Annotated in this window: 17 protein-coding genes; 15 read left to right on the forward strand and 2 right to left on the reverse strand. The window is 60.3% G+C overall.

Annotation, left to right across the window (positions count from 1 at the left end):
• The first annotated feature begins 10 nt into the window (after positions 1–10).
• From betI to BWR18_RS04170, 6 genes are all read left to right on the forward strand, one after another.
• Positions 11–586, forward strand: coding sequence for a choline-binding transcriptional repressor BetI (gene betI / locus BWR18_RS04145; protein WP_076626837.1), 576 nt, complete (start codon positions 11–13; stop codon positions 584–586).
• Complete coding sequence (gene betC, locus BWR18_RS04150) at positions 583–2,091, forward strand: choline-sulfatase (protein ID WP_076626838.1); 1,509 nt, start codon at positions 583–585, stop codon at positions 2,089–2,091. Before betI ends, betC begins: the two co-directional genes overlap by 4 nt.
• 86 nt (positions 2,092–2,177) lie before the next feature.
• The gene (locus tag BWR18_RS04155; RefSeq protein WP_076626839.1) at positions 2,178–3,359 is read left to right on the forward strand and encodes a BCCT family transporter; all 1,182 of its coding nucleotides are present in this window, start codon (positions 2,178–2,180) and stop codon (positions 3,357–3,359) included.
• Positions 3,360–3,416: 57 nt separating this feature from the next.
• Positions 3,417–4,868: a betaine-aldehyde dehydrogenase gene (gene betB / locus BWR18_RS04160; RefSeq protein ID WP_076626840.1), complete on the forward strand. Its 1,452-nt coding sequence runs from the start codon at positions 3,417–3,419 to the stop codon at positions 4,866–4,868.
• Positions 4,869–5,121: 253 nt separating this feature from the next.
• On the forward strand, positions 5,122–6,768 hold the full coding sequence (gene betA, locus BWR18_RS04165; protein ID WP_076626841.1) for a choline dehydrogenase: 1,647 nt from the start codon (positions 5,122–5,124) through the stop codon (positions 6,766–6,768).
• A gap of 54 nt (positions 6,769–6,822) precedes the next feature.
• On the forward strand, positions 6,823–7,473 hold the full coding sequence (locus BWR18_RS04170) for a thermonuclease family protein (RefSeq protein ID WP_076626842.1): 651 nt from the start codon (positions 6,823–6,825) through the stop codon (positions 7,471–7,473).
• 29 nt (positions 7,474–7,502) lie between these two features.
• Here the strand turns inward: BWR18_RS04170 and BWR18_RS04175 are convergent, their stop codons facing one another.
• Positions 7,503–8,903 (reverse strand): helix-turn-helix domain-containing protein, encoded by a 1,401-nt coding sequence (locus tag BWR18_RS04175; RefSeq protein WP_076630112.1) that lies wholly within the window; start codon positions 8,901–8,903, stop codon positions 7,503–7,505.
• A 64-nt stretch (positions 8,904–8,967) separates the two neighbouring features.
• The gene (locus BWR18_RS04180) at positions 8,968–10,185 is read right to left on the reverse strand and encodes a multidrug effflux MFS transporter (RefSeq protein ID WP_076626843.1); all 1,218 of its coding nucleotides are present in this window, start codon (positions 10,183–10,185) and stop codon (positions 8,968–8,970) included.
• Positions 10,186–10,364: 179 nt separating this feature from the next.
• Here BWR18_RS04180 and BWR18_RS04185 point away from each other — a divergent pair, with 179 nt between their 5' ends.
• The 9 genes from BWR18_RS04185 to BWR18_RS04225 all read left to right on the forward strand — a co-directional run bounded on the left by BWR18_RS04185 (position 10,365) and on the right by BWR18_RS04225 (position 17,797).
• Entirely contained in the window at positions 10,365–11,897 is a 1,533-nt protein-coding gene (locus BWR18_RS04185; RefSeq protein WP_076626844.1) for an acyl-CoA carboxylase subunit beta, read from the forward strand.
• A 603-nt stretch (positions 11,898–12,500) separates the two neighbouring features.
• Positions 12,501–12,848 carry a hypothetical protein gene (locus BWR18_RS04195; protein ID WP_254684928.1) on the forward strand — a complete coding sequence of 116 codons (348 nt, stop codon included), beginning with the start codon at positions 12,501–12,503 and terminating at the stop codon, positions 12,846–12,848.
• Positions 12,845–13,240, forward strand: coding sequence for a cupin domain-containing protein (locus BWR18_RS04200; RefSeq protein ID WP_076626846.1), 396 nt, complete (start codon positions 12,845–12,847; stop codon positions 13,238–13,240). Before BWR18_RS04195 ends, BWR18_RS04200 begins: the two co-directional genes overlap by 4 nt.
• A gap of 161 nt (positions 13,241–13,401) precedes the next feature.
• A complete protein-coding gene (locus BWR18_RS04205; protein ID WP_302622827.1) occupies positions 13,402–13,725 on the forward strand; it encodes a DUF6497 family protein in 324 nt (107 codons plus the stop codon).
• Positions 13,726–13,903: 178 nt separating this feature from the next.
• Positions 13,904–14,047, forward strand: a complete 144-nt coding sequence (locus tag BWR18_RS21865; RefSeq protein WP_172839352.1) for a hypothetical protein — start codon at positions 13,904–13,906, stop codon at positions 14,045–14,047.
• Positions 14,048–14,104: 57 nt separating this feature from the next.
• Positions 14,105–14,461, forward strand: a complete 357-nt coding sequence (locus BWR18_RS04210; protein WP_076626847.1) for a hypothetical protein — start codon at positions 14,105–14,107, stop codon at positions 14,459–14,461.
• 421 nt (positions 14,462–14,882) lie between these two features.
• Positions 14,883–15,086, forward strand: coding sequence for a hypothetical protein (locus tag BWR18_RS04215; protein WP_076626848.1), 204 nt, complete (start codon positions 14,883–14,885; stop codon positions 15,084–15,086).
• Positions 15,087–15,194: 108 nt separating this feature from the next.
• The gene (locus BWR18_RS04220) at positions 15,195–17,213 is read left to right on the forward strand and encodes an acetyl-CoA carboxylase biotin carboxylase subunit (RefSeq protein ID WP_076626849.1); all 2,019 of its coding nucleotides are present in this window, start codon (positions 15,195–15,197) and stop codon (positions 17,211–17,213) included.
• The gene (locus BWR18_RS04225) at positions 17,210–17,797 is read left to right on the forward strand and encodes a hypothetical protein (RefSeq protein ID WP_076626850.1); all 588 of its coding nucleotides are present in this window, start codon (positions 17,210–17,212) and stop codon (positions 17,795–17,797) included. Before BWR18_RS04220 ends, BWR18_RS04225 begins: the two co-directional genes overlap by 4 nt.
• Positions 17,798–17,911: the final 114 nt, after the last annotated feature.

Consider the following 17,911-nt stretch of genomic DNA (forward strand, 5'->3'; position numbering starts at 1 on the left):
AGGGGGGCGTATGCCCAAAGTTGGAATGGAGCCGATCCGGCGTGCTGCGCTGGTGCAGGCGACGATTGCCGAGATTGGCGCTGCGGGGTCCCTTGACGTGACCGTGGGCCAGATTGCGAAACGCGCGGGCATGTCTACGGCCCTGGCGCATCACTACTTTGGCGGCAAGCACCAGATATTCCTAGCGGCGATGGAGCAGATCCTGCGCGATTTTGGTGTGGAGGTTGTTGACGCGTTGCGTGTGGCCCGGACCCCGAGGGGGCGGGCAGAGGCGTTGATCGAGGCGAGCTTTGCGCCGTCGTCCTTTACGCCTGCCACCGTGGGCGCGTGGATGACCCTCTATGCCCATGCCACGACCCATCCTGAAACGCATCGTCTGCTGGTGCTGTATCAGCGTCGGTTGCGGTCGAACCTGACCCATGCGCTGCGCGGGATCAGCAGTGATCCGCGCGGCGATGCCGAGATGCTGGGGGCGTTGATTGATGGGCTGTACCTGCGGGCGGCACTGGCCAAGGACGCGTCGCGGGATGCGGCCAAGGCGACGGCCCTGCGGGCGCTGGATACGTTGACGGGACGGCATCAATGACGAAGCCCAACATATTGATTTTCATGGTGGACCAGTTGAATGGGACGCTGTTTCCGGATGGCCCCGCCGATTGGCTGCATGCCCCGAACCTGAAGGCTTTGGCGGCCCGGTCCACCCGGTTTCGCAACGCCTACACCGCCTCGCCCCTGTGTGCGCCGGGCCGGGCTGCGTTCATGTCGGGCCAGTTGCCGAGTGCGACGGGTGTTTATGACAATGCCGCCGAGTTTGCGTCGTCGATCCCCACCTATGCCCATCATCTGCGCCGCGCGGGTTACCAGACCTGCCTGTCGGGCAAGATGCACTTTGTCGGGCCTGACCAGCTGCACGGGTTTGAGGAGCGGTTGACCACTGATGTGTACCCGCCCGATTTCGGCTGGACGCCGGATTACCGCAAGCCGGGTGAGCGCATTGATTGGTGGTATCACAACATGGGGTCCGTCACCGGCGCGGGCGTGGCCGAGATCACCAACCAGCTCGAATATGATGACGAAGTGGCGTATCATGCGACGCGCAAGATCTATGACCTTGGGCGGGGTCATGATCCGCGCCCCTGGTGTCTGACTGTGAGCTTTACGCACCCGCATGATCCTTATGTGGCACGAAAGAAGTATTGGGACCTGTATGAGGACTGCGACCACCTGATGCCCGAGGTTGGTCCGATCCCCTACGAGGATCAGGACCCGCACGCGCAGCGCATTCTGGATGCCAATGACCGGGATAACTTCAACATCTCAGACGAGGATATCCGCCGCTCGCGACGCGCGTATTTCGCCAATATCTCCTATCTCGATGACAAGATCGGTGAAGTGCTGGCAGCACTCGAGGGCATGCGTCAGGAGGCGATCATCCTGTTCGTGTCAGACCACGGCGACATGTTGGGCGCGCGGGGGCTGTGGTTCAAGATGTCGTTCTACGAGGGCTCGGCCCGGGTGCCGCTGATGATTGCGGCCCCGTCGATGGAGCCTGGGTTGGTCACTGATCCGGTCAGCAATATCGACGTGTGCCCGACGCTGTGTGATCTGGCGGGCGTGGACATGTCCGAGGTGATGCCGTGGACGGCGGGCCAGTCGCTGGTGCCGCAGGGGCAGTGGGTAGAGCGCACCGAACCCGTTGCGATGGAATATGCGGCCGAGGCGTCCTATGCGCCCATGGTGTCGTTGCGCTATGGCAAGTGGAAGTATAACCGATGCGCGCTCGACCCCGATCAGCTGTTTGATCTGGAGGCGGACCCGCATGAGCTGACCAATCTGGCCGAGGTGCCTGCCCATCAGGGGACACTGATGCAATTGCAGGCAAAGGCGGACGCGCGCTGGAATCTTGAGCGGTTCGACGCTGATGTGCGCGAAAGCCAGGCGCGGCGCTGGGTTGTCTATGAGGCTTTGCGCCAAGGTGGGTATTATCCCTGGGATCACCAGCCGCTGCAAAAAGCATCCGAGCGGTACATGCGCAATCATATGGATCTGAACATTCTGGAAGAAAATCAGCGCTTTCCGCGCGGAGAATAAACCGTCACATCAAGCCTTGGGTGCGGGCGCGTGATGGATTGACAAAAGCACCGTAGCCAACGGGTCGATATGGAGGGACCTTATTCATGCTTACGACGATTATCTCATTCGGGGTGCTGCTGGCCTTTGTGCTGGTCGTGTTCGTGACGATCAAATACTGGAACGTGCGCCTGACCGGGCCGCAACCTGTCAGCCTGTTCGTGTTCATCGCGATCCTTTTTACGTCCGGCCTGGACGTGGGATTGATCATGTTCCCGATCGCCTTTGACTTCCCGCTTTATGCCGACACGGCGGCCGAGCCCGCCTATGCGTTCACCAATCCGCTGGCGCTGGAGTTCGGGTTCTGGGGCTTTCTGATCTGGGCGTTCTATTTCCTCACGGCCTTCTACTTCTGCGCCATCGAGCCGCGGGTGAAGTTCTTTGAGAACGGGATTGTGAAGCTGCTGAACAACCTGGTGATCATTACGACCTGCGCCTTCACCGGCGCGCTGTTCCTGATTTACATGCCCTACTACATCCCCGAGGTGGGCGATGGTGAAACGGTGATCCCGGCCTTCTACATCATCTGCTTCCTGGTGATCCTGGCGGCGTCCTATTCGTCGACCGACATCAAGTACGTAAAGGTTCTGTCGGTGGCCTCGACATTCGTGTTCTTTGCGCTGATCGGCGGCATGTGGATCAATGCGGGCATGGGCTTTGGTGAGTTCTTGTCTACGGGCAGCAACATCGGCGGCTACTTTGCCAACATCCACAAGTTCATCATCCCGCTGACTGAGTATCACGAGTTCTACTTGTTCTGGTGGTTCGCGTGGTCGATCATGATCGGGCAGTTCACTTCGCGCTTTGTAGGCGGGTTGATGACGTGGCAGTTGCTGGCCGCCCTTCTGATCTTTCCGTCGATCCCCTTGGGCATCTGGTTCACGGTTGCCTACTGGTATCACCTGAACAGCATCGACATGACCGGCCTTGTGAACTGGTCAATGACGGTTGTGGGCATCCTGTTCGTGATCAACTCGTTTGACTCGCTGATCCGGCTTTACACCGACAACCTGAACGTGACCGCAGACCGCTTTGGCAAGGTGCAGTACGTGCTGGGCAACGCGTCCCTGCTGTTTGTGCTGACGCTGCTGTTCCAGAGCCAGTGGTTGCAGATCCAGTGGGTCGGCACCGTTGTCATCGGTATGTACGTGGCGGGCCTGGCCTGGATCATGACGCATCGGGACACTCTGGGCGATCTGCGCAGCGTGCACGCGACCCCGGCAGAATAGACATCGCGCGGGCGGTGGGCCTGGCCTGCCGCCCCGCTCAGAAACATGAGGATTTGAATGCACACCCAACCGACCGCCAGCCATTTCATCAATGGGGCCTATGTTGAAGACACGGCAGGCACGCCGATCGACGTGATCTATCCCGCGACGGGTGAGGTCATTGGCCGTGTCCATTCCGCGACGCCCGCGATCATTGATCATGCGCTGAACGCCGCGCGCGCCGCACAGGCCGCGTGGGCCGCAATGACCGGCACCGAGCGTGGCCGCATCCTGCGCCGTGCCGCCGACATCATGCGCGCGCGCAACCACGATCTGTCGGTGCTGGAGACGTTTGACACCGGCAAGCCCTATCAGGAGACGAGCGTGGCCGATGCCACCTCGGGCGCGGATGCGCTGGAGTATTTCGGTGGTATGGCGGCGACATTGACGGGCGAGCATATCCAGTTGGGCGACGATTGGGTCTATACGCGCCGCGAGCCGTTGGGCGTGTGCGTCGGGATCGGTGCGTGGAACTATCCCACCCAGATCGCCAGTTGGAAGGGGGCGCCTGCGCTCGCCTGCGGCAACACGATGGTGTTCAAACCGTCCGAGACGACGCCGCTATGCGCCCTGAAAGTGGCGGAGATCCTGCACGAGGCAGGCGCGCCTGCGGGCGTTTACAACGTGGTGCAGGGCCTTGGCGATGTGGGCGCGGCGCTGGTGTCGGACAGCCGCGTCGACAAGGTATCGCTGACCGGATCGGTGCCCACGGGGCGCAAGGTCTATGCCGCCGCAGCCGCCGAGATGAAGCACGTCACCATGGAACTGGGCGGCAAGTCGCCCCTGATCATCTTTGACGACGCCGATGTCGAGAATGCGGTGTCGGGGGCGATCATGGCCAACTTCTATTCCTCTGGGCAGGTGTGTTCCAACGGCACGCGGGTGTTTGTGCAGACGGGCATCAAGGAGGCGTTCCTGGCCCGTCTGACAGAGCGGCTGGGCAAGGCGGTGATCGGCGATCCGCAGGACCCCGAGACGAGCTTTGGTCCGATGGTCAGTGAAGGCCAGATGAAGATCGTACAGGGCTATATCGCCAAGGGGCAGGACGAGGGCGCGCGGCTGGTGACCGGGGGTGCGCGTTTGGATCGGGACGGGTTTTACCTGGAGCCGACCGTTTTTGCCGATGTGACCGACGGCATGACCATTGCGCGCGAAGAGATTTTTGGCCCCGTCATGGCGGTCTTGGATTTCGAGGATGAGGCCGAGGTTCTGGCCCGGGCCAATGACACGGAGTTCGGGTTGGCCGCCGGCGTGTTCACCCGCGACCTGGCCCGTGCGCACCGTGTGGTTGCGGGGTTCGAGGCGGGGACTTGTTTCATCAACAGCTACAATGACGCACCGGTCGAGGCGCCCTTTGGTGGGGTGAAGGCATCGGGCGTGGGGCGCGAGAATTCGAAGGCGGCCATTGAGCATTACAGCCAGGTGAAGTCGGTCTATGTGCGCATGGGCGATGTTGAGGCGCCGTTTTGAGACGTTGGGACGCCCTTTTTCGAAAGCCGTCCCACCCACCCGCCCCCGTCTTTCGAAAAAGGGCGGGCAGGGTGCAAGCGCTGCGCGGTCGGAGACGTGAAGGATTTTGCTGAGAGGTGCTTGAGGGCGCTTTGTGCGCCTCAAGACACCGTTTCGATGATGAGATGCGATTCTCCAAAGCCTCAAGGACAGGCCGCGCTGGCGCGTGGTGCTGCGCATCCTTGACCCTTCGGAGAATCACGGAAGGTGAGAGATGGAAAGCGATTATGTAATTGTGGGGGCCGGGTCGGCTGGATGCGCTGTGGCCTATCGCCTGGCCGAGGCGGGCAAGTCTGTGCTGGTCATCGAGCATGGTGGTACCGATGCGGGCCCGTTTATCCAGATGCCTGCGGCTTTGTCCTATCCGATGAACATGAAGCGCTATGACTGGGGCTTTATGTCCGAGCCGGAGCCGCATCTGGGCGGGCGCAAGCTGGTCTGTCCGCGCGGTAAGGTTGTGGGCGGGTCATCGTCGATCAACGGCATGGTCTATGTCCGTGGGCACGCGATGGACTATGACCACTGGGCCGAGAGCGGTGCGGATGGCTGGGCCTATGTCGATGTGCTGCCCTATTTCAAGCGGATGGAGGCGTGGGACGGCAATGGGCATGGCGGTGATCCTGCGTGGCGGGGCAAGGACGGGCCGCTGCATGTCACGCGCGGGCCGCGCCGGAACCCGCTGTTCAAAGCCTTTGTCGAGGCGGGGCGGCAGGCCGGGTACGAGGTCACCGACGACTATAACGGGCGAAAGCAGGAAGGCTTTGGCCCGATGGAGCAGACCGTGCACAAGGGCCAGCGCTGGTCGGCGGCCAATGCGTATATGAAGCCCGCGCTGAAGCTGGACAATTGCGAGCTGGTGCGTGGTCTGGTCGAGCGGGTCGAGATGACGGACGGGCGCGCGACGGGTGTTGTGCTGGCCGGAGGCAAGGTGGTCAAGGCGCGGGTCGAGGTGATCCTGGCGGCGTCGTCGATCAACTCGCCTAAGATCCTGATGCTGTCGGGGATCGGGCCGGGCAAGCATCTGGCGGAACACGGGATCGAGGTGATTGCGGATCGGCCAGGTGTTGGGGCGAACCTGCAGGACCATCTGGAGATGTATATCCAATACGCCTCCAAACAGCCGATCACCCTTTACAAGTATTGGAACATGATCTCGAAGGCCGTGATCGGGGCACAGTGGCTGTTTACCGGCACGGGGCTCGGGGCGTCGAACCAGTTCGAGAGTGCGGCCTTTATCCGCAGCCGGGCCGGCGTGCCGTATCCGGACATCCAGTATCATTTCCTGCCTATGGCTGTGCGATATGACGGGCAGGCCGCCGCGGAGGGGCACGGGTTTCAGGCGCATGTGGGACCGATGCGCTCGACCTCGCGCGGGGCGGTGACCTTGCGGTCGGCAGACCCGGCCGAGGATCCGGTGATCCGCTTCAACTACATGAGCACCGAGCAGGATTGGGATGAATTCCGCACCTGTATCCGACTGACGCGCGAGATTTTTGCGCAAGAGGCGTTTGCGCCGTTCGTGAAGCACGAGATCCAGCCCGGTGATGCCCATCAAAGCGACGATGAGCTTAACGAGGCGATCCGCGAACATGCCGAAAGCGCCTATCATCCATGCGGCACCTGCCGGATGGGCAGGGCCGATGATCCGATGAGCGTGGTGGACCCCGAAGGGCGTGTCATTGGCGTGGATGCCCTGCGGGTCGTGGACAGTTCGGTGTTTCCCCGCATCACCAACGGCAATCTCAACGGGCCGTCGATCATGACGGGTGAGAAGATGGCCGATCACATTCTGGGTCGCAGCCTGCCGCGCAGCAACGATGTGCCTTGGGTGCATCCCGATTGGCAGACGGCGCAGCGTTAACGCATTTGGAAATGAGCGTTTGAATACGGTCAGGTCCGTTGCCATATCAACGGAATGTTAAGACTTTGTTCAATTCTTGTTCTTTTCCTTTTTCCCGCCTTTGCCAGCGCCGAGCTGCGCGGTGTGGTCCGTGTCATCGACGCCGATACCGTCGACGTTGGTGATGTACGGGTGCGTCTGCACGCGATTGATGCGCCTGAGACGAACCAGTCCTGCGAGGCGGAACACGGATTTGCCTTTGCTTGCGGGGTCTGGGCGACCGGGCAGGTGAAGGATCGGTTTGAAGGGCGTGTTGCCCGCTGCGTGCGACGTGACACCGACCGGTATGGGCGCGTCGTTGCGAGTTGTGCGGTCGGGGGTACGGATATGGGCCAGGTGATTGTACGGGCGGGCTGGGCCTTTGCCTATCGGCACTACGGGATGGAATACGATCTGGATGAAAAGGCGGCCTTTGCTGCTGGTCAGGGGCTGCACGGGGTCCGCGTGCAATCGCCTGCTGACTTCCGCAAGACCCGCGTCAACCGGCGGATCCCGTTGGACACAGCGTGCCGGATCAAGGGCAATATTTCTACGCGTGGGCAGATTTTTCATGTGCCGAGGCAGGAATTCTATGACCGGACCGGAATCAACGAGAGGCGGGGCGAGCGCTGGTTCTGTTCCGAGGCCGAGGCAATTCTGGCTGGGTGGCGCGCAGCCCGGCGCTAGGTCCAATCGTAAAGTGGATCGTGATCCGCCTAGTTCACGGCATAGGGCAGCACGTCCCGCGTGTCGGGATCGACCGACAGCCTGCGTTCCAGGGGTGGTACGGAGCGTTGGTGGCACATCTTGCGTTCGCAGATCCGGCAGGAAATGCCGATAGGTTCGAACACCTCGGCCCGCGCGATGTCGAGCCCGTCCGCATAGACCAACTGCCCTGCGTGGGTCACCTCGCACCCCAGCGCGATCGCGTAGCGTCGAACCGGTGCGCCAAAGCGGCCCCCGGATTTCGACACGTCCCGAGCCAGGCTGACATAGCGCACGCCGTCCGGCGTTTCGGCCAGCTGCCGCAGGAATTGGCCCGGTTGTTCAAAGGCGCGGTGCACGTTCCAGAGCGGGCAGGCGCCGCCGAAGCGGGCGAATTGCAGCCGTGTGGCGGAGTGGCGTTTTGTGATCGTGCCCGCCTGATCGACCCTGACAAAGAAAAACGGCACACCCTTGGCCCCCGGGCGCTGCAAGGTCGACAGCCGGTGGCACACCTGTTCGATGGAGGCGCCGAAGCGTGTGGCAAGCTGTTCGAGATCATGGCGCGTCTCCTGTGCTGCGTGCAGGAACTGGCCGTAGGGCATAAGGGCTGCGCCCGCGAAATAGTTGGCGAGGCCAATCTTGGCGATCGCGCGTGCTTCGTCTGTCTGGAAGCGGGCGAAATCCAGCGTCGCTTCCAGCAGTTTGTCCTGCCGCAAGAGCGCCACTTGTAGAAGCAGTTGAAAGGTCTGGCTTTCTTGGCTCGCGCGGTAGGACAGCACGAGGTTTTGGCTCTCCGCATCGTAGCGGCGCAGGGTGTCGGTATCCTCGAAACTGACGTCGACACCGCCATCGGCGAGTGTCGCGACCGCCGCCGCGCGGACACTGTGGTGATGACCATGTGTACTGGCAAAATGTTCGGCGGCGCGGTCCACAGCGTCGATGTAATTGTCGCAGTAATGGAAGAAGTCGCGCACCTCTTCCCATGGGCTGGGACGTGCGCGGGCGTCTTCACGGCCGAGCGCTTCATCCAATGACGCGAGCCGTTCATGCGTTTGCCGATAGGCGCGGTGCAGTTCGAGAAAGGCGTGTGCCAGGGCCGGCGCGTTCGAGGCGGCGAGCCGCAGGTCGGCCATCGGCGGCATGTCGCTGGAAAAGACTGGATCCGCCAGCGCCTCGCGCATGTCTGAGACGATCCGTTCCCCGTCGCCAGAGTTGAGTTCGGTGACATCAAGCCCGAATTCCTGCGCCAGAGACAACACGACCGTGGTGCTGACGGGCCGGTTGTTGTTCTCCATCTGATTCAGATACGGCAGGGAGACGCCAAGCTTGGCGGCAAAATCCTTTTGCGTCAGGCCAACGCGGGTGCGCACTTCGCGCAGCTTGGCTCCGGCGTAGAGTTTCGGGGCGGCCATGGGCTCCATCTTTGCAGTTTTGCAGTGTGGTGACACTAGGTTTGCAAAGCCTTGGGCGCAAGGGCTACGCCATGGCGAGTCGCCGTTCGCGACGGTAGACCGCGCCGATGGCCAGAAGCGCGCAAACACCGGTGATGCACATGATGTAGAGCAGGGGGTATGCGCCGGTTTCGGGGGTCAGCAGGAACCCCGCGAGCGCCGATAGGGCGGCGCCGCCGCCGATCATGATCGCACCGCCCAAGCCAGACGCCGTGCCTGCCAGGTGCGGGCGGACCGACAACATGCCGGCCGTTGCGTTCGGGATCACCAACCCATTGCCGAGGCCCACAAAGGTCATCATGCCGAAGAATGACAATGGCGTGCCCATCCCTGCGACGAATATCCCCAGCGACAGGAATGTGCCAACGGCGTTTGCGATACAGCCCCACAGAACAAGTCGGTTGACGCCGAACCTGGTGGCAAACCGACCGCTCAGCCCGTTGCCCACGAAGTAACCGATCGCTGGCGCGCCAAAGAAAAAGCCCAGAACCGATGGCGTCATGCCGAACACGTCTGTTCCAACGAAAGGCGCGCCCCCGAGATAAGCAAAGAAAGAGCCGGAGCAGAATGCCGCCGCCAGCGAGTAGCCCCAAAAGCGGGGGGAGCGGAGGAGTTCGGGATATTCCTTGAACTGGCCGATCAGTGATTTTGACGACGGCTGCGCGGTTTCGCCCACGTCCTTGTGGACCAGCCACAACAGCAACGCGCCGGTGATGAAGAAGAACCAGAAGACCGATTTCCATCCCAGCCCTTCGTCCAGCAGTCCGCCGAAGAAGGGCGAGATCATCGGCACCACGGCCATGCCCATGGTCACATAGCCGATCATGGAGGCGGAGTGGTCTTGATCATAAAGGTCGCGGATGATCGCCCGACTCAGGACCATGGCGACAGCGATTACCGCCTGACACATGCGGAAAAACAGAAAAACCTCGGCGCTGGGCGCATAGATGCAGCCCAAAGTGGCCAGCATGAACAGGCCAATCCCCCATATCAGCACCTTGCGCCGCCCCAGTTTGTCCGAGATGGGCCCGATGATTGTCTGCATGATGGCTGAAACGGCCAGATACAGCGCAACGGAAAGCTGCATGAGACGGTATTCCGTCTCGAAATAGGACGTCATGTTCGGTAAGCTGGGCAAGAACATGTTCATCACCATGGCCGACACTCCGGCCAGGAGGATCAGGGTGATGATATGTGGTGGGGTCGTACGGTCCAGAAAGCGGACCTTGGGCGGCGCTTGCATATTGCAGACGTATGCGCGGCAAAATGAACTGTCCAGTGCGGTGTTGCACGCATGGGTGTGCTTTGCTTATTTGCAATTTGCAATCGGGTTGCTGAATACACTTTGCAAATATTCCGATTGATGCTTCAACCGGACGCTTCCGCACTTGTATAAGGCCGGAAACCACCAGCGGGGACAGCATGAAAGATATTCTGACCGAATTGGAATCCCGGCGCGCCGATGCGCGTCTGGGCGGCGGCCAAAAACGGATCAATGCACAGCACGGGCGTGGCAAGTTGACCGCACGGGAGCGTATTGACCTGCTTCTGGACGAAGGGTCCTTCGAAGAGTTCGATATGTTCGTCACCCACCGCTGTACCGACTTCGGGATGGAAAATCAGAAACCCGCAGGCGACGGTGTCGTGACCGGATGGGGCACGATAAACGGGCGGCAGGTCTACGTCTTTAGCCAGGATTTCACGGTTCTTGGTGGGTCGGTGTCGGCCACTCATGCGGCCAAGATCTGTAAGATCATGGACAAGGCAGTCGAAAATGGCGCGCCGGTCATCGGCATCAACGATTCGGGTGGTGCGCGTATTCAGGAAGGCGTGGACAGCTTGGCCGGTTATGGCGAAGTGTTTCAGCGCAACATCATGGCATCGGGCGTGGTGCCGCAGATCAGCGTGATCATGGGTCCCTGTGCCGGAGGTGCTGTCTATTCCCCCGCGATGACCGACTTCATCTTTATGGTCAAGGACAGCTCCTATATGTTCGTGACGGGGCCGGATGTTGTGAAGACGGTGACCAACGAGCAGGTGACCGCCGAAGAACTGGGTGGCGCATCCACCCACACCAAGAAATCATCGGTGGCCGACGCGGCCTTCAACAACGATGTCGAAGCGCTTGCCGAAGTGCGCCGCCTCGTGGACTTCCTGCCGCTCAACAACCGCGAAAAGCCGCCCGTCCGCCCCTTCTTTGACGAGCCGGACCGGATCGAGACAAGCCTCGATACGCTGGTCCCGGAAAACGCGAACACCCCCTACGACATGAAAGAGCTGATCGTGAAGCTTGCCGACGAGGGTGACTTTTACGAGCTGCAGGAAGATTTTGCCAAGAATATCATCACGGGCTTCATCCGGCTTGAGGGGCGCACTGTAGGTGTGGTGGCCAACCAGCCGATGGTGCTGGCCGGTGTTTTGGACATCGACAGCGCACGCAAGGCAGCACGGTTCGTGCGCTTCTGCGATTGTTTCGACATACCGATCCTGACGCTTGTCGATGTGCCCGGCTTCCTGCCCGGCACGACGCAAGAGTATGGCGGCGTGATCAAGCACGGCGCCAAGCTGCTGTACGCATACGGTGAGGCGACGGTGCCCAAGGTCACCGTGATCACGCGCAAGGCATATGGAGGGGCCTATGTGGTGATGGCGTCGAAACACCTGGCCGCCGATTTCAACTATGCCTGGCCCACCTCCGAGATTGCAGTGATGGGCGCCAAGGGCGCGACCGAGATCATACACCGCGCCGATCTGGGGGATGCGGACAAAACGGCGCAGCACACGAAGGACTACGAGGACCGCTTTGCCAACCCGTTCGTGGCCGCCGAACGCGGGTTCATCGACGAGGTGATCCAGCCCCGCTCGACACGCAAACGTGTCAGCCGTGCCTTTGCGTCACTGCGCAACAAGAAGACTCCTATGCCGTGGAAAAAGCACGATAACATCCCGCTATAGGGGAATCGCGCAGTGCGATCCCCGATACGGAAATGGAGAAGTAAGTGCGTTATGTTTTGACGATCATTGTTGTGTTGCTGGCCTTCCCCGCGTGGGCGCAACAGGGCGCGGTTTGTAAAGGCAAACAGAGTTTTACGTTGGGTGATGGTACTTCGGGCTGCTTGTTGGACATCAGAGCAACGTCCATCACGAAAACCCTGACACGGGATGACGGCCAGTCGAGGTCAAACTCAAGGAATGCTGCTTTGATCGAAGTCGCGATGTTTGGTCGGTTCAATTCCCAGTGGCGTGTCAGCACTCCGAGAATGAAGGAGGTGTGCAATATTTTCCGTCAGACTGCTACGGCCTCCTTTCCTGGCAAGCCCCCCAAGTCGATCGTCGTTCGGATGTTGTGGCCGGACGTCCCAAATCCCGAACGGAATGCGTTCGTTCGCCTGCGATCAAAGGTTGCAAATCAAGCCGCGTTCATGAATGGATCGTGTCGTTCGATCAAGTATTTCAGATGAAAAACGCGACCGCATCATCGCAGGCAGTTGCACGGTTCCGCCGTGAAATAGTTGTTGTTGTGCGTCACCGTCGGATGCTGAAATATTCAGTGTCGCGGTGCTTGCGGTGAAGCGGCGCTGGCATGTTCTGCGCGAGGGCGACGGCGTTACGCTGTATCGTCAGAGTCCGCCACGTTTCGACTTTGTTGTGCAGACACAGCTACCGAGCGGCGATGCTTTGCGGCTCGCCAATCAAATTCGGCAGGATGTATGGCGGGCGCTGCAAACGGTGCGGGGCTTTTCTCCGGTCATTCGGCTGCGACGTGTTGAAGACGGCTGGGCAGTTGAGGCAGGTGGGCGCGCCGCTGGCAGTGTACCGAACACCGTTATTGCCCGCGTGGACGCTGTTCTGAACGATCCTTCAAACCGCGCCCGTTGGATGCGAATTGCGGGAGGGGCAAGATGAGCCTTTGGAAGAGCCAAGCGTTCACCGTCTCTCATGCGGACGGCGGTGCATTCGAAAGCGAAGGCTTGCGCCCTTTCTTTGAATACCGCCAGCTTGGCATTGGCGAGGCCACCAACAGCGCCTATGGCGCGCATGTCATTCGGGCCGTGCCAGGGATGGAAAGCCCTGGTACCTGGCATTCGCATGACCTGGATTTCCAGTTGGTCTATGTCACGCGCGGTTGGGTTGTCTTTGAATACGAGGGGCAGGGCGAACACGTGTTGCGTGTGGGGTCATGTGTTCTGCAACCCCCTCAGATTGTGCATCGGGAATTTCGGCACTCCGACGACCTGGAATTGATCGAAATCACGGCACCTGCCACCTTTACAACGCAAGAAGAAGATGCACGATGAGAGGTGACTGGCAACATACTGTGCCGAATGGAACAGTGCGACGGGTTATCACCGCACGCACAGCAGCCCCGGAGGGAGGAGCTCGGACCTGGAAACGGGAATGGGTCCGGGGCTGCGTATCGGCCTTTGTGCTTTGTGCTACGCCCGGACTTGCCCAAGACGTGCCATCCGGCCAACCGGTCACCTTGTCCGAAATTCTGGTGGATGAAGTGGGTGCTGAGCAGTGGCTGCGGTTTCGGTTTCTGGCACCTGGTATCGCACGTGATACCGGCGAAGTAAGTTACGCTGATGCCGAGGGCGACTTTCAAGCGCTGTGCGATGACTTTGTGCTGCCATACATCGCTGACTTCGCGCTCGACGCAGATGTCGTTGTCATCTCACTCATGGATCGGCCTGTGGCGTTTGGCACTTCTGACCCGGATGCGACACAGTTTTTCGAAGCGTTTCGCCCGGGCCCGGACGGGTGTGTGTGGGAGGCGTTGTGATGGCTCAGCGGAAAATCGCATATGCGTCTTTGAGGCCACAACCGGCGCAAGGCTGTCTGCCGCCGTATCTTTCAGCCCGAAAATCACGTATATGGTCGTCGAGGGATCCCCAAGATCCCCTTACCTCGCATTGGATGCGTCATTTTGCGTGTCTGAAAGTTGACTACAGGAGAGACAGATGTCGAAGAGCATCAAAGTGTTGGGCATGGTTAGCCTCATGGTTCTGGTCGCAGCATGCGCCCGCAACAACAACGAAGAGTTCGTCGTTGTCGAGCCCGAGCCCATCAGCCAAGAGCCTGTCCACACGGGCAAGTTCAAGTAATTCTACAGGGCGGGCGTTTATGCCCGCCCTGACATCCCTCACCGCGGGGGGCAGCGAATGCTGAAACATCGCGGTTTCCCGGGTCGCCTGACCGGAACTGACCACCAATTCACAATTCGCCGTCCGAACCCCAAGGGTGTGACACCGCTTCAGCGGCGCGAGCGCTTTGCCGACCGCAAACCGGCAGACCGGCGTGCGGATGCCGCTTTTTTCGCAGCATTGTGGGCCAATTTCGGCACCGAGCCGTTTGAGCGAGGCAATTTGGATGCCGGACGCTTGTCCTGGCTGTTCGGGCGGGAAGTGATTCCAGCGACTGATCCCTTCGATCTTGCTGATTATGAAGCACTTTTACAGATTGACGAAGATGTGGCGCGCGCCTCGTTCCCCGAAGCATTTCAAGAGGGCCTGGAATGACTTGCGCAGGGTTCATCGGCGTTTTCTTGCCGCTCGATTCCCGTATGTGGCGAAACATGGCTCATTCTCGCCGGTCATATAACTTGCCCTTTGTGCATGCCGAAAAAGCGTGCGAGCGTGAACTATCAGCGCCGCTTCCCCAGGTTATCTGCGGCGTTGTGTACCATTTCCGTACCCCTTCCCCTGGTGGGCAGCAGATGTCGCAAGACGTTATGCTGCCCACCTTTTTTTTCGTGTCACGCCGTCTCGACGCGACGACATTTGACCGCGTTGCCGCCGGGTATACGCATCGGCGGCAAACCGGCGGTCCGATCCGCATGTTTCGGCGGTCGGGTGCGTGTTCCAGTGTTTGCAGACGGGAACGATTGATCGACCTTGGCGTTTGTCACAGGACAAGCACGTCAAATAAAGGAAGAACATCATGCGTATCAAATTCGCAATTCTCGCAACGGCAGCAGCATTCGGACTGGCCGCGTGCGGTGACACGGTTGGCGAACAGGCTGTCCTTGGGGGCGCCGTCGGTGGTGTCGGCACAGCCGCACTGGGCGGCAACGCCGTTGCCGGTGCCGCGGTGGGTGCAGGCGCAAACGTGCTCTACTGCGACCAGAACCCAAGCCGCTGTTGACCCCGGCGCCGCGCGCCTGACGCGCGATTTCAGATCACACGCGGAACGCCGTCTTGCCTTCGGGCAAGGCGGTGTTTTGCGTTCCAAGACCCAGAAAAGTGAGGCCCTATGTTCAACAAGATACTGATCGCCAATCGGGGGGAGATCGCCTGCCGTGTCATCAAGACCGCGCGCAAGATGGGTATCCCTACCGTCGCCATATATTCCGACGCCGATGCCAAGGCGCTGCATGTGCAGATGGCGGACGAGGCGATCCACATCGGGCCGCCGCCCGCCAATCAGTCCTACATCGTCATCGACAAGGTGATGGATGCGATCAAGCAATCTGGCGCCAAGGCTGTTCATCCTGGCTATGGCTTTCTGTCCGAGAACGCCAAGTTCGCGGAGGCGCTGGACGCTGCGGGCGTCGCTTTCGTCGGCCCGCCGAAGGGCGCTATCGAAAGCATGGGCGACAAGATCACCTCGAAGAAGATTGCCCAAGAGGCCAATGTCAGCACCGTACCCGGCTATATGGGGTTGATCGAGGATGCAGATGAGGCCGTGAAGATCTCGAACGAGATCGGCTATCCGGTGATGCTCAAGGCCTCTGCCGGCGGCGGTGGCAAGGGGATGCGGATTGCTTGGAATGACGAGGAGGCGCGCGAGGGTTTCCAATCGTCAAAGAACGAGGCAGCGAGCAGCTTTGGTGACGACCGTATCTTTATCGAGAAGTTCGTCACGCAGCCGCGTCACATCGAAATCCAGGTTCTGTGTGACACCCACGGCAACGGCATATATCTGGGTGAGCGCGAATGCTCCATCCAGCGCCGCAACCAGAAAGTCGTGGAAGAGGCTCCCAGTCCGTTCCTGGACGAGGCGACTCGGAAAGCCATGGGTGAGCAAGCCGTCTCCCTTGCCAAAGCCGTCGGGTATGCCAGCGCCGGTACGGTCGAATTCATCGTGGACGGGGACAAGAATTTCTATTTCCTGGAAATGAACACCCGCTTGCAGGTGGAACACCCGGTCACCGAACTGATCACGGGTGTGGACCTTGTCGAACAGATGATCCGCGTGGCGGCAGGTGAAGAACTGTCTATCACCCAGGACGATGTGAAGCTGAATGGCTGGGCCATTGAAAACCGGCTTTATGCCGAGGATCCGTATCGCGGCTTTTTGCCGTCGATCGGGCGATTGACCCGCTATCGCCCCCCCGCAGAGACCGCCAGCTACACACCCGGCGTCACGCCCGACAGCATTGTCGTGCGCAACGATACCGGCGTCTATGAAGGCGGCGAGATCAGCATGTACTACGACCCGATGATTGCCAAGCTCTGCACATGGGGGCCTGACCGCGCTACGGCCATCGAGGCGATGCGCGTGGCCCTCGACAGTTTTGAGGTCGAGGGGATTGGCCACAACTTGCCGTTCCTGAGTGCCGTGATGGACCATCCAAAGTTTATCTCGGGCGATATGACCACAGCCTTTATTGCCGAGGAGTATCCCGAAGGGTTTGAAGGCGTGGATCTGGGCGAGGATGATCTGCGCCGCGTGGCCGCCGCTTGCGCCGCCATGCACCGCGTGGCTGAAATTCGCCGCGCCCGCGTGTCGGGCCGGATGGACAACCACGAACGCAAGGTCGGCAAGGATTGGAATGTGACCTTGCACGGGCAATCCTATGATGTGGTCGTTAACGCTGATCAGGAGGGTGCGACGGTGTCCTTTAACGGCACGGCCGTGCGCGTCGCAGGCGATTGGACGCCGGGGGATCAACTGGCCGAGATGACTGTCGATGGCGCACCGCTTGTGTTGAAGGTGGGCAAGGTCTCTGGTGGGTTTCGCATTCGAACCCGTGGCGCTGACCTGAAGGTGCATGTGCGCTCCCCGCGGCAGGCCGAACTGGCCCGCCTGATGCCCGAGAAGCTTCCGCCAGACACCTCCAAGATGCTCCTGTGCCCGATGCCCGGCCTGATCGTGAAGGTCGACGTGGCCGAAGGCGACGAGGTGCAGGAAGGGCAAGCACTATGCACCATTGAGGCGATGAAGATGGAAAATATCCTGCGCGCCGAGAAGAAGGGCATCGTGTCCAAGATCAATGCGGGCGCGGGCGACAGCCTGGCCGTTGACGACGTGATCATGGAATTCGAGTGAGTGCGACCCGTCATATCCTCGACGGGTTGGCCGCCGTTGATCCCCGCATTTGGCAAGCTGTCATCGCGGGGCTCTTCGTGGCCGTTGGGTGGATCGTCAACGGCGCGCAAATGCGCCGCGACGCCGCCCGGCTGCGGCGAGAGCAGCGCGAGGATGTACAACGCGCGCTTGTGGCCGAAATCAAGCATTACCTTGAAGTGCTGGAGGGTGAGGATCTGAATGCGGCGTGGGAGGCAATGCAGCCCCGCATTGCGGAGGGCTATGTTCCGTTTCTGCCCACCGAATACAATGACATGGTGTTTCAGTCGGTGCTGGACAACATTCACATCCTGCCAAAGGAAGTGATTGACCCGGTGGTGAAGTATTACTCGCAACTCAACGCAATTGAGGTTCAGATTGCCGATTCACGCCTCAAGCCTTTTGTCGAAGGCACGGATGAGGCCAGCCGAAAGCGGCGCGAAATTGCGTATTTTCAATATCTACAGATGAAACAGCGCGCGCGCACATATGCAATTGATGCGCTGAAGCATTTGGGCGCGGACCCGGCGATCAGTAGCCCGGGCTCGGCCCGTTCCGACCGGTGATGGGAGTGGTACGTTTGGGTGTATCCGACATATCCGTCTCCTTTCCTGTTGGGTGGCATGTGGCACCCGATTACAGGGTGAATATAGGCTGTCCACCCCTGTTTCACAAGCGCG

Origin of the sequence: Tateyamaria omphalii (assembly GCF_001969365.1) — a bacterium.
Classification (GTDB): domain Bacteria; phylum Pseudomonadota; class Alphaproteobacteria; order Rhodobacterales; family Rhodobacteraceae; genus Tateyamaria; species Tateyamaria omphalii_A.

Coding starts and splice junctions, on each gene's coding strand:
- betI (WP_076626837.1), top strand. CDS start 11: ATGCCCAAAGTTGGAATGGAGCCGATCCGGCGTGCTGCGCTGGTGCAG.
- betC (WP_076626838.1), top strand. CDS start 583: ATGACGAAGCCCAACATATTGATTTTCATGGTGGACCAGTTGAATGGG.
- BWR18_RS04155 (WP_076626839.1), top strand. CDS start 2,178: ATGCTTACGACGATTATCTCATTCGGGGTGCTGCTGGCCTTTGTGCTG.
- betB (WP_076626840.1), top strand. CDS start 3,417: ATGCACACCCAACCGACCGCCAGCCATTTCATCAATGGGGCCTATGTT.
- betA (WP_076626841.1), top strand. CDS start 5,122: ATGGAAAGCGATTATGTAATTGTGGGGGCCGGGTCGGCTGGATGCGCT.
- BWR18_RS04170 (WP_076626842.1), top strand. CDS start 6,823: ATGTTAAGACTTTGTTCAATTCTTGTTCTTTTCCTTTTTCCCGCCTTT.
- BWR18_RS04175 (WP_076630112.1), bottom strand. CDS start 8,903: ATGGCCGCCCCGAAACTCTACGCCGGAGCCAAGCTGCGCGAAGTGCGC.
- BWR18_RS04180 (WP_076626843.1), bottom strand. CDS start 10,185: ATGCAAGCGCCGCCCAAGGTCCGCTTTCTGGACCGTACGACCCCACCA.
- BWR18_RS04185 (WP_076626844.1), top strand. CDS start 10,365: ATGAAAGATATTCTGACCGAATTGGAATCCCGGCGCGCCGATGCGCGT.
- BWR18_RS04200 (WP_076626846.1), top strand. CDS start 12,845: ATGAGCCTTTGGAAGAGCCAAGCGTTCACCGTCTCTCATGCGGACGGC.
- BWR18_RS21865 (WP_172839352.1), top strand. CDS start 13,904: ATGTCGAAGAGCATCAAAGTGTTGGGCATGGTTAGCCTCATGGTTCTG.
- BWR18_RS04210 (WP_076626847.1), top strand. CDS start 14,105: ATGCTGAAACATCGCGGTTTCCCGGGTCGCCTGACCGGAACTGACCAC.
- BWR18_RS04215 (WP_076626848.1), top strand. CDS start 14,883: ATGCGTATCAAATTCGCAATTCTCGCAACGGCAGCAGCATTCGGACTG.
- BWR18_RS04220 (WP_076626849.1), top strand. CDS start 15,195: ATGTTCAACAAGATACTGATCGCCAATCGGGGGGAGATCGCCTGCCGT.